16 protein-coding genes, 1 tRNA gene and 1 pseudogene are annotated in these 16,715 nt (G+C 54.5%); 13 read left to right on the forward strand and 5 right to left on the reverse strand.

The features are described from left to right. The first annotated feature begins 72 nt into the window (after window positions 1-72). The 10 genes and pseudogenes from ACR0JG_RS18695 (at window position 73) to ACR0JG_RS18740 (ending at window position 9,375) form a co-directional block, all read left to right on the forward strand. Entirely contained in the window at window positions 73-1,122 is a 1,050-nt protein-coding gene (locus tag ACR0JG_RS18695; protein ID WP_480571836.1) for an ABC transporter ATP-binding protein, read from the forward strand. A 1-nt stretch (window position 1,123) separates the two neighbouring features. Further along, window positions 1,124-2,200, forward strand: a complete 1,077-nt coding sequence (locus ACR0JG_RS18700) for an ABC transporter ATP-binding protein (protein WP_170401961.1) — start codon at window positions 1,124-1,126, stop codon at window positions 2,198-2,200. Beyond that, window positions 2,197-3,060: a carbohydrate ABC transporter permease gene (locus ACR0JG_RS18705; RefSeq protein WP_170392846.1), complete on the forward strand. Its 864-nt coding sequence runs from the start codon at window positions 2,197-2,199 to the stop codon at window positions 3,058-3,060. The genes ACR0JG_RS18700 and ACR0JG_RS18705 overlap by 4 nt, the downstream gene beginning before the upstream one ends. Further along, the gene (locus ACR0JG_RS18710; protein ID WP_480571839.1) at window positions 3,057-3,854 is read left to right on the forward strand and encodes a carbohydrate ABC transporter permease; all 798 of its coding nucleotides are present in this window, start codon (window positions 3,057-3,059) and stop codon (window positions 3,852-3,854) included. Before ACR0JG_RS18705 ends, ACR0JG_RS18710 begins: the two co-directional genes overlap by 4 nt. A gap of 8 nt (window positions 3,855-3,862) precedes the next feature. Then, window positions 3,863-4,264, forward strand: a complete 402-nt coding sequence (locus tag ACR0JG_RS18715) for a DUF2160 domain-containing protein (protein WP_170401966.1) — start codon at window positions 3,863-3,865, stop codon at window positions 4,262-4,264. A gap of 66 nt (window positions 4,265-4,330) precedes the next feature. Then, complete coding sequence (locus ACR0JG_RS18720) at window positions 4,331-4,726, forward strand: BlaI/MecI/CopY family transcriptional regulator (RefSeq protein WP_170392848.1); 396 nt, start codon at window positions 4,331-4,333, stop codon at window positions 4,724-4,726. Further along, on the forward strand, window positions 4,713-5,810 hold the full coding sequence (locus ACR0JG_RS18725) for a M56 family metallopeptidase (protein WP_170567383.1): 1,098 nt from the start codon (window positions 4,713-4,715) through the stop codon (window positions 5,808-5,810). The genes ACR0JG_RS18720 and ACR0JG_RS18725 overlap by 14 nt, the downstream gene beginning before the upstream one ends. A gap of 150 nt (window positions 5,811-5,960) precedes the next feature. Beyond that, a pseudogene (locus ACR0JG_RS18730) lies at window positions 5,961-6,113 on the forward strand (transposase); the annotation flags it as partial. Between the two features lie 256 nt (window positions 6,114-6,369). Next, complete coding sequence (locus ACR0JG_RS18735) at window positions 6,370-6,804, forward strand: hypothetical protein (protein WP_480571842.1); 435 nt, start codon at window positions 6,370-6,372, stop codon at window positions 6,802-6,804. Window positions 6,805-7,215: 411 nt separating this feature from the next. Then, window positions 7,216-9,375 (forward strand): glycosyltransferase family 2 protein, encoded by a 2,160-nt coding sequence (locus ACR0JG_RS18740; protein ID WP_480571845.1) that lies wholly within the window; start codon window positions 7,216-7,218, stop codon window positions 9,373-9,375. 507 nt (window positions 9,376-9,882) lie between these two features. On the opposite strand, the gene ACR0JG_RS18745 is transcribed toward ACR0JG_RS18740, so the two are convergent. Further along, window positions 9,883-9,958 (reverse strand) — tRNA-Lys (locus ACR0JG_RS18745). 209 nt (window positions 9,959-10,167) lie between these two features. On the opposite strand from ACR0JG_RS18745, the gene dapF reads away from it, so the two are divergent. Both dapF and mtaB read left to right on the forward strand, forming a co-directional pair. Next, a complete protein-coding gene (gene dapF / locus ACR0JG_RS18750; protein WP_480571848.1) occupies window positions 10,168-11,010 on the forward strand; it encodes a diaminopimelate epimerase in 843 nt (280 codons plus the stop codon). Further along, the gene (mtaB, locus tag ACR0JG_RS18755) at window positions 11,007-12,263 is read left to right on the forward strand and encodes a tRNA (N(6)-L-threonylcarbamoyladenosine(37)-C(2))-methylthiotransferase MtaB (protein ID WP_480571850.1); all 1,257 of its coding nucleotides are present in this window, start codon (window positions 11,007-11,009) and stop codon (window positions 12,261-12,263) included. Before dapF ends, mtaB begins: the two co-directional genes overlap by 4 nt. A gap of 143 nt (window positions 12,264-12,406) precedes the next feature. On the opposite strand, the gene ACR0JG_RS18760 is transcribed toward mtaB, so the two are convergent. From ACR0JG_RS18760 to petA, 3 genes are read right to left on the reverse strand one after another with little or no spacing between them, the layout of a single operon-like run. Further along, a complete protein-coding gene (locus ACR0JG_RS18760; RefSeq protein WP_480571853.1) occupies window positions 12,407-13,192 on the reverse strand; it encodes a cytochrome c1 in 786 nt (261 codons plus the stop codon). A gap of 17 nt (window positions 13,193-13,209) precedes the next feature. Then, window positions 13,210-14,541: a cytochrome b gene (gene petB, locus ACR0JG_RS18765; RefSeq protein WP_170398296.1), complete on the reverse strand. Its 1,332-nt coding sequence runs from the start codon at window positions 14,539-14,541 to the stop codon at window positions 13,210-13,212. A 14-nt stretch (window positions 14,542-14,555) separates the two neighbouring features. Beyond that, window positions 14,556-15,140: a ubiquinol-cytochrome c reductase iron-sulfur subunit gene (petA, locus tag ACR0JG_RS18770; RefSeq protein WP_170398293.1), complete on the reverse strand. Its 585-nt coding sequence runs from the start codon at window positions 15,138-15,140 to the stop codon at window positions 14,556-14,558. A gap of 485 nt (window positions 15,141-15,625) precedes the next feature. On the opposite strand from petA, the gene ACR0JG_RS18775 reads away from it, so the two are divergent. Then, a complete protein-coding gene (locus tag ACR0JG_RS18775) occupies window positions 15,626-16,072 on the forward strand; it encodes a c-type cytochrome (RefSeq protein ID WP_170425585.1) in 447 nt (148 codons plus the stop codon). A 22-nt stretch (window positions 16,073-16,094) separates the two neighbouring features. Here the strand turns inward: ACR0JG_RS18775 and ACR0JG_RS18780 are convergent, their stop codons facing one another. Next, window positions 16,095-16,709 carry an FMN-binding negative transcriptional regulator gene (locus ACR0JG_RS18780; RefSeq protein ID WP_170513657.1) on the reverse strand — a complete coding sequence of 205 codons (615 nt, stop codon included), beginning with the start codon at window positions 16,707-16,709 and terminating at the stop codon, window positions 16,095-16,097. Window positions 16,710-16,715 lie beyond the last annotated feature (6 nt).

Genomic DNA, 16,715 nt, shown 5'->3' on the forward strand with positions numbered 1-16,715 from the left:
ACCGGGGGTGCCGTGTGCGGCATCCCCACCCCAAGGCCAGTGCGACGCACTGAAGGACCGGAACCCACGGACATGATCGAACTTAAAGACGCCACCAAACGGGTTGGCAATGTCATCCATATCAAGCCTACGAACCTGACGCTCAAGACTGGCCATTTCAATGTGCTGTTGGGCGCGACGGGGTCGGGCAAAACCTCGCTGATCAAGATGATGGCCGGGCTGGACCCGATCGCCTCGGGCAAAGTTCTGATGGACGGGCAGGACGTCACCAAGCTGAACACGCAAAAGCGGCAGATCAGTTTGGTACACCAGTTCTTCGTGAACTACCCGCATATGACCGTTTTCGACAACATCGCCTCGCCCTTACGCGTGGCAGGGATGGCAAAATCCGAAATCGAAGGCCGCGTCGAAGAGGCCGCCGACTTGCTGCAGTTGCGCCCAATGCTACAGCGCCGTCCGCATGAGTTGTCAGGTGGCCAGCAGCAGCGTACCGCGCTGGCCCGCGCGATTGCAAAGGAAAGCCGCGCAGTGTTTCTTGACGAACCACTGGCCAACCTCGATTACAAGCTGCGTGAAGAACTGCGTGAACAACTGCCCGACCTGTTCGCCGGGCGCGGGGCCGTGGTCGTCTATGCCACCTCGGAACCGGAAGAGGCGTTGATGCTTGGCGGCTACACCGCTTTGATGGAGGACGGGCGCGTCACCCAATTTGGACCCACCTCAGATATCTATCGCAACCCCGAGAACATCTCTGCAGCTCGTGTGTTCTCTGACCCGCCCATCAACGTGGCGCGCATCACTGTGTCTAATGCGCAGGCGCAATTGGTCGGCGGTGGTGGCTGGAAAGTCACCGATATAGCCGATGGTGACTACTTGGTCGCCGTGCGTCCGCACCGGGTGACCCCGTTCCGCTCTTCCGACGCCGACGTGGAGCTGACCGGGCGTGTCATCGTGACCGAGCTTTCGGGCTCGGATTCCAGCGCGCACTTCCAGCATGGGGATGAGGCGTGGGTGTCCCTGGCCTCGGGTGTCCATCCCTATCAGGTGGGCGAAGACCACAGCTTCTACATGAACCCGGCCCATTGCCGGTATTTCGGCCAAGACGGCAAAAGGATAGCCTGACATGGCACAAATCAAGCTTGCAAACCTGCGACACAGCTATTTCCCCAATCCCAAGGGGCCACAGGATTACGCCCTGAAGGAAATCGACGTCACCTGGCGCGATGGCGGCGCCTATGCGCTGCTGGGGCCATCAGGATGCGGCAAGTCAACGCTGCTGAACATCATCTCGGGGTTGCTGACGCCTTCCGAAGGACAGATTCTGTTCGATGGTCAGAACGTTACTGCCTTGCCCCCAGATCAACGCAACATTGCGCAAGTGTTCCAGTTCCCGGTGATCTACGACACGATGACTGTGGGCGAAAATCTGGCCTTCCCGTTGAAGAACCGGGGGGTTGACCCGGCAACGATCAAACGTCGCGTCGATGAGATTGCAGAAATGCTGGACGTTACGGATATGTTGAATACCCGGGCCTCAGGTCTGAGCCCGGACAACAAACAGAAAATCTCGATGGGTCGTGGGTTGGTGCGCGACGACGTGAACGCGGTGATGTTCGATGAGCCGCTGACTGTTATCGACCCACATCTGAAATGGAAACTGCGGTCCAAGCTGAAAGAGCTGCACCAGCGCGTCAAAGCCACGATGATCTACGTCACGCACGACCAGACCGAGGCGCTGACCTTCGCGGACGAAGTTGTCGTGATGCAGGAGGGCGAAGTCGTGCAGATCGGCACCCCTGTGGAACTGTTCGAGCGCCCTCAGCACACATTTGTCGGCCATTTCATCGGCTCACCCGGCATGAATGTGCTGCCATGCGAAGCGAAGGGCGATCGGGCCCTGTTCGAAGGCCATGAAGTGATGCTGGAGGGCCAGACCCACGGTGACGGAGGCCGCACCGATCTGGGTATCCGGCCTGAATATATAAGCTTTGGCGAAACCGGCATCCCTGCCCATGTCACCAAGGTCGCAGATATCGGACGACACTATGTGGTCAGTGCCATGGTCGGTGATACGCCGGTGAAAGCCGTAGCAGAACACAATGCGCCCAACCCTGGCTCACATGTGTACCTGCAATTCAAACCCGAACAATCTCGCGTCTACCGCGACGGCTGGATCGCAACCGAGGAGCGGACGCAATGAGAACTGAAAACCAAAAAGCATGGTTCTTTGTCCTGCCGGTGCTGGCGCTGGTCGCGTTTAATGCGCTGGTGCCGATGATGACGGTGGTCAACTATTCGGTGCAGGAGACCTTCGGTAACAATCAGTTCTTCTGGGAAGGACTGGGCTGGTTCGAACAGATCCTGCGTTCCGACCGGTTTCAGGCGGCCCTCGGTCGGCAGTTCCTCTTTACCTTCCTGATCCTGCTGATCGAGGTGCCCTTGGGCATCATCGTCGCCCTGTCGATGCCACGCAAAGGGTTCTGGGTGCCGGTCTGTCTGGTCCTGATGGCCCTGCCGATGCTGATCCCGTGGAATGTGGTCGGCTCGATGTGGAATATCTTCACTCTGCCCAAGATCGGCCTGCTGGGCTACTTCCTGAATGACGTCCTGGGCATCAACTATGATATGACACAACAGCCACTGTCGGCCTGGATCACCGTGATCGTCATGGATGTCTGGCACTGGACGTCGCTGGTTGTGCTGCTGTGTTATGCGGGCCTCGTGTCGATCCCGGATGCCTATTATCAGGCCGCTAAGATAGACGGTGCCAGCCCCTGGTCAGTGTTTCGCTATATCCAGCTGCCCAAGATGAAGACTGTCCTAACCATCGCCGTTCTGCTGCGCTTTATGGACAGTTTCAACATCTATACCGAGCCTTTCGTTCTGACCGGCGGTGGCCCCGGCAACTCAACCACCTTGCTGTCGATCGATCTTGTAAAGATCGCGCTGGGACAGTTCGACCTTGGCCCTGCGGCCGCGATGAGCCTGATCTACTTCGCCATCACGCTGCTGGTCAGCTGGGTCTTCTACACTCTGATGACAAAGGATGACGCGCAATGAAGAAGCGGTCCCTTATCCCGATCCTCTATGTCGCGTTCCTGATGCTGCCGATCTATTGGCTGGTGGCGATGTCTTTCAAGACCACGAACGAGATCCTGTCGGGCTTTTCCCTGTTCCCCCAGACCTTCACGCTGGAGAACTACATTACCATCTTCACCGATCCGACGTGGTATTGGGGCTATATCAACTCGATAATCTACGTGACGATCAACACGGTGCTGTCGGTCTGTGTAGCGCTGCCAGCGGCCTATGCGTTCTCGCGCTATCGGTTTCTGGGCGACAAGCAGTTATTCTTCTGGCTGCTGACCAACCGGATGGCGCCAGCGGCGGTGTTCGCGCTGCCCTTCTTCCAGCTCTATTCGTCAATCCACCTGTTCGACACCTATCTGGCCGTGGCGCTCGCGCACACGCTGTTCAACGTGCCACTGGCGGTCTGGATTCTCGAAGGCTTCATGCGCGGCATCCCGAAAGAATTGGATGAGACAGCCTATGTCGACGGCTATTCTTTCCCACGCTTCTTCGTGACGATCTTCCTGCCCAACATCAAAGCGGGTGTCGGCGTCGCGGCCTTCTTCTGCTTCATGTTTTCATGGGTCGAGATGCTGCTGGCCAAGACCCTCACCGCGGTCGAGGCCAAGCCCATCGCCGCCGTGATGACCCGCACCGCCTCCAGCGCGGGGTATGAGTTGGGTCTGCTGGCAGCCGCGGGAACACTGACCATTATCCCTGGTGCCATTGTCATCTGGTTTGTCCGCAACTACATCGCGCGCGGTTTCGCGATGGGCCGTGTGTGAGGTTCGATATGCGTAGACTTCTTCTCACCCTCCCCTTCCTGCCTTCGATGGCATTCGCCCAGCAAGCCGGATGGGGCAATGTTGGCCAGCAAGAGGAAAAGGGATTCTCGTGGACCGCCCCTCTTTGGCCTGATTTCTGGATGGCCTGGACCCCGGCGACGTTGGCGGTATTCGTGGGTATCTTCGCGGCCATCGCACTAATTGGACTATTGGAAGGGTTCAAGTTCCGCGACGGCCTTGAACGTCGCGGTGTACTTGGTCTGACAACCACGTTGGGCGATCGGTTGTTCATAACACTGCTCGGCTCGACCTATATCTTCCTTGCCTGGCTTGGGCTGGTAGGCCAACCTGTATGGACGCCTCTTTTCCTGTCCATCGGTTGGGGCGTCTTCGTCTTCTGGAAAGTTTGAGCTTTGAGAAACAGCGAAAGGATGCTTGTCTGTCAGGCATACTAAATAATGGCGACACCGAGATCGATGCGAAAGAAAAAGACAACAAATCTTCTGACCGACGTGGAACTTGAGTTCATGAACGAACTCTGGGCGCTTGGTCAGGGCTCGGTCCGTGATGTCCTTGATCGCCTGCCTTCTGATCGAAATTTGGCCTATACATCCGGCGCGACCATTCTGCGTATCCTTGATGAAAAAGGGTTCGTCGAAAGCGAGAAGAACGGCAAGTCGCTGATCTACAGACCCCTGCTGGAAAAGGACAGGTACCAGTCGCGGTCGCTGCAGAATCTTTCTCGGACCCTGTTTGACGACACACCCGCAACGCTGGTTGCAAGGCTGGTCGACGATGAGGGGCTGACAGAAGATGATTTGGAGGAAATTCGAGCACTGGTAGAGAGGAGACTGCAAAATGACAGCGGTTAAACCGGTTCTCGATACGTTTCTTGATCTGAATGTCGTGCTTGGATTGTCGGCCTTTATCTGGTTGGCAGTGCGCGCGGCGCTGGATAGGACATCGATGCGATATGGATTTGTGGCTCAGCTTCGCTTGCTCAAGGCACTTTGTATCTGCGTTCTTGTCAGTCCCATTTTAGCTACAGGGGTCTCGAGCCTTGCAGGACTGGTCTGGCCGGGGCAACCTGTTGCACTGGGGGATATTGCCGTGGCCGCTTATCTGCGCGGCGACATTGCCATGCCAGCAGCACAATTTGAAACCCTACTGAACACGCGCGAGCGGTGGCTGGACCACGTACTGGCAGGCGCAAGCATGGCCGCAAACTGCGCCTTGATCGCATTCGCTCTTATTGCAGCGGTGCTGACAGTTCGTGTGATGCGCGATGCATGGGCCATCCGCAGCGCGATCACGACCAGTTTTCTTTGGCGGCAATCCGCCAAGGTGGACATTCGCCTGTCAGATCGGATTACCGTACCGTTCGCTGTGCGTGGCCTTCGCCGCCGGCACGTCGTGCTGCCCAGTCATCTGTTGAACACACCAAATGAGTTGCGATTTGCCCTGGCGCACGAGTTTCAGCACATCCGAGCCAATGACGTGGAATGGGAGCTTGGGTTCGAGCTTTTGCGACCTTTGCTGTTCTGGAACCCGGCCTATCTGGTGCTCAAACACCAATTCGACCGGCTACGCGAATTGGCCTGTGACCAATCCGTCGTGTCTCGTAAGGGAATAGATTCAAAGGAGTATACGACCTGTTTGCTGGAATTCTGCGCGCGATCGATTACGTTGAACAATCCACGTGTTCTTAATGTGGCACTGGTTTACGGAACAAAGGCAAAGCACGTACTGCGGCAGCGCGTGTTAGCGTTGACCGAAGCGCCGATGGCAGACACCCGATTGCCTGCCGTATTTCTTGGACTGATACTTTCATTTGCATTAGTTCTCGCCATCGGATCAGCATCAGTTCGCCAAACACAGGACTGGAGCCACGATCGGCTAATGCTGTCTACAGTCATCAATCTGGAACGGCTGGAGGCTCGCAATCGAGGGAACTGACGGTGTTAACAATGTGCCGAATCGGACCAAGCATGCAGACGTGTCTGACGCCAGCACCAATGGGATAGTTTAGGTTGATCTGATAGTAGAGGGTTTCTGGCTCAACATAACCGCCAAGGAGTGGAGAGGAAAAAGAACCCAGGGACCAAGTTGAGCCACAGTGAGAAGGTGGTAAAGGACACTCGCCATGTGACCCGCTAGCAATTTTCAGCAGAAGAGAAGATCAGGATTGTGCTGGACGTCCTGAAGGGCGAAGACAGCATCGCGGAGTTGTGCAGCGGTAAAGGCATTGCCCGGAGCCTAGCCAAATTTTGCAAATGCAGCGATTGTCGGCAATGTCCGTGCAAATGCAGCATCCGATGATCAGTCTACGCTCGGTAAAATGCCGGGACGACAAGTCATCATTTATGACAAGCGCCGCGAAGTGATCGATAAGAAAAAACTGATCTGGTAGGATATCTGGAACGCTAACCTTGAGCGAGACGGTTTAGCCCATTTAGACCCTTCTGATGCGTCTCAGAGCCGCGTATGGCGCGTTGAAGTACGTGCCGGGAAGGACTTGCTCAAGGATCGTTGGCAGATCAGAACATGGCCCCAGTTCGATGCTATGTTCGGTGATGTAATTTCCGAGGCGCTAAAGAAGATTCGTTACTGCGAGCCTGATCCGGACGACGGAAACCGCGCGCGCTGGTCTAACCATGAAATCTGGGACTTGGTTTCTGAATCGTCAGACGATGATTTGCTGGAAATGCGTAGCCACGTCGACGCAACCAGCATCAAGCACGTAAATCAAGTTGAGCAAAAAAGGTTGATATCAGCGCAAATTGCGGGCCTTGGGATCACGCTGACCGCGTTGGAAGATACTCGGGAAATTGAGCTGTGTGATTTCATGGATAGGGTTGGAAGCAGGCTCGCAGAGAACATAAGAGCGGACCCTGAGCGCGCCGCAAACAAACTGCATGAAGCCAGGAACAGATATCGGTTCATTGCGTGAGGCACTGACCAGCACCCAACTTTTTCTGACGCGTCCATTTGGGAAGCAGTGTCTCTACCTGTTATTCCATGAAGCAATTCTTCGATGCGCAGTACCTCGAAATACTCTTGATTAAACCCTTGTTTAGGTGATCGCCTCATTACATCTTCCTACTTGCAAACTAGAAAGGGCAAACCTTTGATTAACCCCGAAATACTCGACTTCATCGAACGCTTCAGACCCTGCTTGCCGGTTTGTTCGGCTTCATAGACGTCATTTGGACGTTGCGAACCAATGCCAGACATTCGGAAGAATAGTATCGAAGGCAATCTAGAACGGGCATTTGTGGGGGTAGACCTTGACGAAGGTTACATGATTGAAGTCGCCGTAACCGCAAAAGTTCTATAGACGCCTTTCAACCGGACGGGCACGATGAGGCAGAAAATGGGCGATAGGTGGGTTTTGAAAAAGATCGTTTTCCACGCAGGCTTTCAAAAAACAGGTTCCACAGCGGTTCAGAACCGAATTCTGGACAATATTGACCATTTGTCGCCATACTTTCACTATTTGGGAAAACGCGACCTAAAAGACCTAAAGAAATTTGCCCAGCAAGCGATTCGAAATCCATCCTCAAGAGGGCGCGAAAAGCTTCTCGAGGCGCTACAGGAACTGGCTAGCGACACTGCTTCGATACAGCAACCTGTTGTCCTGATGTCTAGCGAAATCCTGTTTGGCAACGATATCTATTCGGAGTCTGGAAATTTGGTGTCGTGGATGGAACAGATACTTCCGCTTTTTGCGAAAGCATTTTCAGACCACGAGCTAGAATGTGTGTTTTACACCCGGGAACCAGAAAGTTGGTTATTCAGCACTTATCGACAAAGCGTTTTGATGCGCGGGTACACAATTACTTTTGATGAATACAGAAGGAATCTGCCATTCGCACTAGACTGGGACTCCATAAGGAAAACCGTGGAAGAGTGCGTTGCCCCTTCAAATGTGACTTTCGTCGATATGAAAACAGATGTTGGCGAGGCGACTGGATTGGGAACGGCCCTTTTTCGACACTGCCAAGTCCCAGAGACTGTATTGTCGCAGTTGTCCTTTGCCGCTTCGGATAACGTGTCATTGAACGAAGACGCATTGCAGATCATGCGCGAAGCCAATGCTCAAGGTCTTTGGAAAACTCATCTAACACTGTTGGGCGAGCTATTGAAGGAGCTGCAAAGCCTGAAGCCAACAGAGCTATCCTCGATCAATCCAGCAACAATTCAGGATATCCAGTCCGAGTTCCGGCGTATCATATCTAATCGACTGCAATTTGATGATGGTATGAACGCGATAGGTCAACTTGATCCAAAGTTTGATTGCATTGTCTCCAAGGCACGCGCAGAGGGATGGGATGAAGTAAGGCTCTCATTCTTGGGCGAGCTCTTTTCTCTTTTGAGGAAATTTGACCCCGACGTTATTGGCGAAAAAACCCCCAAAGTTGTCAAGCATGCGCGTGTTAGCATACGAATGACACTTCAGAAAAAGTTGCATCCTGAACTTTCAGCGGTAGCTGTTGGGCGAGTTGGGGCAACAGCGCCTCCAGTGATTTCTCAATCTCAGGTTTCAGGTCAAAAAATCAAGATCGCGATTGGGACCTGTGCCCGGGACGAAGGTCCTTTCATACTAGAGTGGATTGCGTTTTATAAGGCAATCGGCGTCACAGATTTTGTAATTTATACAAACGATTGTAGTGATGGCACCGACGAAATTTTGGACCGATTAAGTGAAATGGGTGTTGTCTCTCGGTATGATAACCCAGCCAAAAATGGAAAGCACCAAATCGTCGCGCTGCGAAAAATTCGAGATCATCCCGAGTTCGAGAACGCAGATTGGAAGCTAATAGTTGATCTTGACGAATTCCTGAATATCCACGTTGGGAATGGCACAATTCCGGAACTTCTTCAGGCAGTAAATTACGCAGATGTTATTTCTGTGAATATGGCTATGTTTGCCAATGGTGGCATCAACGACTTCAGGGATGAACCTATTACCGAACAGTTCATCTTTCGAAACGACTACACGTCATGGAATGGAAAGGATGAAAGCCCTGTCAAATCTTTGTTTCGCGGAGATCTCCCGATAGGTCGTATCGGTGCACATCGCCCGTTTGTGGCTGAGAAAGCGCTTGAAACAATTCGATGGGTAAATGGATCCGGGCAACAAGTGCCTGACCACTTCAAAAGAGCTGAAAAAGGCAAACGCCTACGACTTCCCTCTGCAATTGCGCACGACTTTGCAACGCTAAACCACTATGCACTTCGCTCTCTGGATAGTTTTCTGGTGAAACGTTCTAGGGGTGACGTAAACAGCCCTCATCGTCTTTTTGACGAAAGCTATTGGTCAGCGCGAAACGAATCTGCTGTCAAGGATCAAAGGATATTGCGAATAGGGGGCAGATTCAGAGAAGAACTGGATAAGCTTAAATGCGATGCAACGTTGCGCGACCTGCACGATACATCGGTGGACCTGCATCGGAGAATGGCCGAAGCATTGAGATCGCAACCCGACTTTGAGAGTTTCCTAAATTCGTTCAGAACTTAAACTGTGTATTAGGGGGATTTGTTGCAAACTTTTGACTGCTGACGCTCATAAGTGCTTCAAGTGAATGGGGCTCCGTTGCAAAGATTTAGCTGTTGACGCGCTGGGATTTCGCGCGTGGATGGCTTTCGGTCCAACTAGTCGAAAGCCAATTCATGATCTCCTTCAAAGGCGCACAATATCCTAAGGTGTGATCCTCTTTTCTGTGTACTTCTAATGTCTCTTTTAGATGCATATGTTGATAGCGACTATCACCGTTTCTACAACAGTGTGCATTGGCTTGATCTAGGTGTGTCGCTGCCGCAGCCATTGGTGAAAAGGATTGCTCAAAGAGTTCTGTTTTCACATTGAGGCAAAGATGCCAGTTGATTTTAGACAATTGGACAAGCTGTGGCGCGTCGGCAACAAAGATCTCAAGTCAATATGCTTCCGTATTGCTTCCAGCAAGCCGCGCACCACGAAGCGCACCTCACACAACACCGTGCAAGCACTTGTTTTCATTTAAAAAAGTGGTGAGCCGTGCAGGATTCGAACCTGCGACCCACTGATTAAAAGTCAGTTGCTCTACCAACTGAGCTAACGGCCCACTCTTTTTAGGATCTCTTCGATCCGCAGCACTCTGTAAGGTAAATACCCGACCGGGTTCAAGACCTTATTTCGTACTTCAGTTCGCCGTCATTCGTATGAGTTCGGCGCCCCGATAGGCGGCCTAATTAGGCAGGTGGAACTGGGGGGTCAACCCCTTTTTTCAGGAATCTACGCGACAGGGTGGATTCATGTCCGGACCGGCGTTATATGCCCGCCATGCAACAGATACTCGACACCGGTTTGGCCTTTATGAAGATGCACGGGTTGGGCAACGACTTTGTCGTTGTCGATGCGCGCGCGCATGCCGTGCCGGTCACCCCGGCCCTTGCCAGGGGAATCGGGCACCGGCAGTTCGGAGTGGGATTCGATCAGTTGGCGGTGATCGAACGCGGCGAAGCGGATGCGCATCTAGTGTTCTACAATGTCGACGGGTCGACTTCGGCTGCGTGTGGCAACGCCACGCGCTGTATCGCTCGGTTTCTGATGGACGAGTCGGGCAAATCCGAACTCACGCTCACAACTGAACGCGGCACACTGCAGGCCCGCGACGCTGGCGATGGACTGACGTCGGTGAATATGGGGCACCCCCAACTTCTTTGGAACGAGATTCCACTGGCGGAAGAGATGGACACGCTGGAACTGCCGATAGAAGGTGGCCCAACGGCGACCGGCATGGGCAACCCGCACTGCACTTTCTTTGTCGACAACGCCGAGGCCATTCCGATGGAAGAGTTCGGCGCGCGTTACGAATACCATCCACTCTATCCCGAACGCACCAATGTTCAGGTCGCACAAATAGTCGCCCCCGACCACATCCGCATGCGGGTGTGGGAGCGAGGAGTGGGGATCACTCTGGCCTCGGGGTCATCATCTTGCGCCACCGCTGTTGCTGCCTCACGTCGAGGCCTCACTGGGCGTAAGGTGCAAGTGGATCTGGACGGCGGCACGATCTGGGTCGACTGGCGCGAGGATGGGGTCTGGATGACGGGGCCCACAGCCCATGTGTTTTCGGGCACGCTGACGCCTGAATACCTGAGGTCACTGGAATGAACCCGCCTAAGTTCAGCACTCTGGGCTGCCGCCTGAACGCCTATGAGACCGAAGCGATGAAAGAGCTGTCGCAGAAGGCGGGATTGACGGACGCCGTGATCGTGAACACTTGCGCGGTTACGGCCGAGGCCGTCCGTAAGGCGCGGCAGGAGATTCGCAAGCTGCGCCGCGAAAACCCCTCGGCACGCCTGATCGTCACGGGATGTGCTGCGCAAACCGAGCCGCAGACCTTTGCTGCCATGGACGAAGTAGACGCGGTCATCGGCAATACCGAAAAGATGCAACCGGATACTTGGAAAGGCATGGCCGCCGATTTCATCGGTCAGACCGAGGCGGTTCAGGTTGACGACATTATGTCTGTCACGGAAACTGCCGGCCACCTGATTGATGGCTTCGGAACCCGTTCACGCGCCTATGTACAGGTTCAGAATGGTTGCGATCACCGTTGCACCTTTTGCATTATCCCTTATGGCCGGGGTAACTCTCGCAGCGTTCCTGCGGGGGTCGTGGTGGACCAGATCAAGCGATTGGTCGATAAGGGTTACAACGAAGTGGTTCTGACCGGGGTCGATCTGACCTCATGGGGCGCTGATCTGCCCGCTCAGCCGAAACTGGGCGATCTGGTGATGCGCATCCTTAAACTGGTGCCCGATCTGTCTCGCCTGCGCATCAGCTCAATCGACTCGATCGAAGTCGACGAGAACCTGATGCATGCCATCGCGACCGAGCCGCGCCTGATGCCCCATTTACATCTGTCCTTGCAGCATGGCGACGATCTGATCCTGAAGCGCATGAAACGCCGCCACCTGCGCGAAGATGCGATTCGTTTCACTGAAGACGCCATCAAACTACGACCCGACATGACTTTTGGCGCGGACATCATCGCTGGCTTCCCGACCGAGTCCGAGACTCATTTCGAGAATTCCCTCAAGCTCGTCACCGAGTGCAACCTGACCTGGCTGCATGTATTCCCCTATTCCAAACGCAAAGGCACTCCGGCAGCCCGCATACCGCAACAGATCAACGGCAATGTCATCAAAGAACGCGCCGCGCGCCTGCGTGCAGCCGGCGATGCACAGGTCATCAAGCATCTGACGGCACAGATCGGCAAAACCCACAATATCCTGATGGAAAATCCCACAATGGGCCGCACCGAACAATTTACCGAAGTAACCTTCGGCAACGCCCAACCCGAAGGCGAGATCGTAATCGCGACGATACGGGGGCACAGCAAAGCTCAATTAAAAGTGTGATCCGTTCTTCATCTGGCCAAAAATACCTCGGGGATGAATTGGCCGCAGGCCAAGAAGGGGCTGGCCCCTTCCACACCATCGCAACAAAAAAACCCCCGTCACCGTGATGGCGCGGGGGTTTAGTTTTTAGTTATACGTCGACCTTAGTCCAGACGCTTGCCCTTTATCGGTGCCCACAGGCGCTTGTTCACAAGGTACAGCAGAACAGACAGAACTGTCAGGAACAGAACACCGACGAAACCGGCATTTTTGCGCTCCATCATTTTCGGCTCGGCGCTCCACATCAAGAAGGCTGCTATGTCTTCGGACATTGCCTCAACGGTTGCAGGATGTCCGTCGGCAAATTCAACCTGTTCTTCTGCCAGCGGCGGAGCCATGGAAATCCAACCACCGGGGAAGGCTTTGTTCTCATAGAGAACAGTACCGGCTTCTTCCTTTTCTTCACCGGTATAACCATCCAGAAGCGAGGCAATATATTCCGCGCCCCCCATGCCTTTGACCAGCTGGTTGATGCCCAGACCGTAAGGACCATGGAAACCGGCACGGGCCTTCGCCATCAGGCTCAGGTCAGGCGCGCCGACACCGTTGTTGGCCGGGAAGTGGTCGGTCGGGATTGCCGGGCGGAAATCGTCCAGCTCGGGATCGAACACCTCGAAGTTGTCGGCCGCGTAGGTGATGACTTGCTCTTCCGAATACCCCAAATCTTCAAGGGTCCGAAGAGGTACATATTGCAGACCATGGCAGGCTGCGCAGACCTCGGTATAGATCTGCAGGCCGCGCTGAAGCTGGTTCTGATCCCAGGTTCCAAACGGTCCCTCGAACGAGAAGTCGAAATCTTCGATGTGCTGCTCACCGCCACCTGCCGCAAAAGTCGAGGCGGGCGCAAGGGCCAAAGCGAACGCGGCACCGATTGCAAGTTTCTTGAACATGTTTCCGGTCCCTCTTCTTACTCGGCCGGCGTGGCGTCGGCGTTTGCCTTGCCATAATGCGCGTTGAAGTCTTCTTCGATGGTTTCCGGCTGCGCCTCAGGTTTTTCGATGACACCCAGGATCGGCAGGATCACGAAGAAATAGGCGAACCAGTAAGCCGAAGCGATCAGCGAGAAGGTCGCATAGGGCTCTTCCGCGGGCATCGCACCCAGCCACATCAAAGCAAAGAAGTCGATGATCAAAAGGTAGAACCACCATTTGAACATCGGACGATACTTGCCCGAACGCACGGTCGAGGTGTCCAGCCAAGGGGCTAGGGCCATGGCCAGGATCGCACCAAACATCGCAATCACACCAAAGAACTTGGCGTCGATGATGCCGCCGGTGATGAAGCTGGCGAACTGAACGACCCAGACTTCGCCAGTGAACGCACGCAGGATCGCGTAGAATGGCAGGAAGTACCATTCAGGGACGATGTGCGCAGGTGTAACCAGCGGGTTGGCTTCGATGTAGTTATCCGGGTGACCCAAGTAGTTCGGCATGTAGCCCACGATGGCCCAGAACACGACCAGAATGACCGCCAGCGCGAACAGGTCCTTGATCACGAAATAGGGCCAGAACGGCAGCGTGTCTTTCTCTGCCTCTGCTTTCGAGCCACGGCGAACCTCAACACCTGTCGGGTTGTTGTTGCCTGTGGTGTGGAAGGCCCAGATATGCACGATCACAAGCGCCGCGATAACAAACGGCAGAAGGTAGTGCAGCGAGAAAAAGCGGTTCAGAGTGGCGTTGTCCACCGCAGGTCCGCCCAGCAACCAGGTCTGGATCGCATCACCAACAAACGGGATCGCACCAAACAGGCCGGTGATCACGGTCGCACCCCAGAAGGACATCTGACCCCAGGGCAGAACGTAGCCCATGAACGCAGTACCCATCATCATCAGGTAAATGAGCATCCCGATGATCCACGTAATCTCACGCGGGGCTTTGTACGAGCCGTAGAACAGGCCGCGGAAGATGTGGATGTAGACTGCTACAAAGAACAGCGATGCGCCGTTCATGTGCAGATAGCGCAGCATATAGCCGCCGTTCACGTTGCGCATGATGTGTTCGATGCTGGCAAAGGCCAGATCAACATGCGGGGTGTAGTGCATCACCAGAACGATACCGGTGACGATCTGCAACGCCAGGCAGAATGCCAGGACGATGCCCCAGATCCACCACCAGTTCAGGTTCTTGGGGGTTGGGATCATCAGGGTATCATAAAGCAGGCCGACGATGGGCAGACGGCTGTTCAGCCACTTCTCGCCATTTGTCTTCGGCTCGTAATGATCGTGGGGAATTCCGGACATAAGTTAGGTCTCCCTTAGCCGAGCTTGATGGTGGTGGCGTCCACCCATTCAACGGGCGGAATGGGCAGGTTTTCAGGCGCGGGGCCTTTGCGGATACGACCGGCAAGATCGTAGTGCGAGCCGTGGCAGGGGCAAAACCAACCGCCAAAATCGCCAGCATCGCCAAGCGGCACACAACCCAGGTGTGTACAAACACCCATCTGAACGATCCACGCCCCTTCTCCTTCGCCTTCGGGCGAAGGCATGACGCGATTGGCGTCGGTCGCTGGTGCGTCGGCGTTCAAATTGAAGTTGCGAGCCAGCGGGTCAGGCAGCGCGTCGACACCTTCAGCGTCCTGCTCCTGAGCTTCCTGAATCTCGGCACCTGTGCGGTGACGGATGAAAACAGGCTTACCCAACCACTTTGCAGTCAGCTGCGTACCCGGCTCTACCCCGCTTACATCCACACGGATCGAGGACAGCGCCTGGACGTCTGCCGATGGGTTCATTTGATTTACCAGGGGCCAAACGGCAGCCCCGGTGGCAACGACACCTGCGCCGCCAGCGACGTAGTAGAGGAAATCTCTGCGGGTGCCTTCGTGGTCTTCAGCTTGGGACACGAGGTTATCTCCGATTATCTGGCGCCCGCGAACGGGCATAAAGCTCGCGCACCGCACAAGTGCGGCGTCTTAAACGGGGTATCTATCGGGGAGAATAGAGTTCGTCCAGCGCTCTTAAACGCGCAATACGCCGCATCTAAGCATTCATGTCACGGTGAAAGGGCAAAATTTCAATCTCAAATGTAGATTTTAATCCTCAGAGCGGCGAATTGGCGCCAGGCAGGTAGGACGTGATTCGGCATCGACCCGCGCTGGTAGATCCCCAAATTGAAATCTCCTCACCCTATGCGAACGCCGCCGATTTCACGTGCAGCTCCACCTTAGGAATACTGTATTTCTTCTATTTTAGCGCGATACGATTTCTCTTAAATTATTAATATAAAATAGATATTTCAAACACGTGATTATCTACCAGAATTCGATTGCACTCTAAACGGGAATACGTGAAAGGCCACAGGCGCAATATTCCCAGCCGGAGATGTTCAATGCTCAAAATAGCAGCAACCGTAGTTTTTGTTTCGTTTCTGACTTCAGTACAGGCGATCGCAGCCGGCGATCCGGCGAAAGGCGAACAGCTCTATAACAGATGCTCTTCGTGCCATGCGATCATCAAAAATGGCGAGGTTCTGGTCAAAGGCGGCATCACCGGGCCGAATCTCTTTGGCGTAGTTGGCCGCACCGCCGGAACTGAGAATGATTATCTTTATGGAAGTGAACGTTTGCCCATCGGGATGTTCACCGACGACATGATCCGCGCCGGGCAAGAAGGGCTTGTGTGGACTGAGGAAAACATCGCCGCCTATTCTCGGGATCCGATCGGGTTCATCAAGGAATATCTGGATGATGACACCGCCCGCCCGAACATGAGCGTCAAGCTGAAAAAAGGCGCAGATGACATCGCTGCTTATCTTGCCACATTCAGCGCTCAATGAATGGAAGGCGAGAACCCGTGCCTCAGGCCTTGCGCATCAACGAGGCCAAGCGCGCCACCTCACTGCCAAGTCCTGCTGAGTGCACGTGATCAGCCGCGCGATGTCGCGCCTCATCGGGCTTATTCTGATTCAGCTTCCAAGTGCCGTCGATATCCGAGATCATGAGTCGGCAGGGAACGATCATGCGCATCATTCTATCCAGCGCGTCTGGTGTCATCTTGGACGCCAACCATGGCGGCTTTGGCAGCAGGCGATTTTCAAAGTCTGCCGCCTGCCGGTCGAGCAAATTTCGCAGCTCGTCCGTTGGCCGCATCTCAAGCACACCAGTCAGATGCACCGCTACATAGTTCCAGGTCGGCACCTGATCATCGACTTCGTACCAGTCAGGCGAGATATACCCATCCGGCCCCAACACAGCGATCTTCGCGGGTTGCGGCTGTTTCAGCGCCCTAACAATCGGATTTGACCGGACCAGATGCAGGTCAGCCGATGAAGCATCCTCGTTCAGAAGAAAGGGAACGTGGCTTAACAACGGTGCATCCGATGTCGACACCGCCAGAACACCAAAGGCGCGGTCACGTGCAAACTCGATGTGACGCTCGCGCGTCTCGGCGCGAAAGGTGGGATTGGGATGCATATTCGT

It is taken from the genome of Ruegeria sp. AD5 (genome assembly GCF_056542345.1).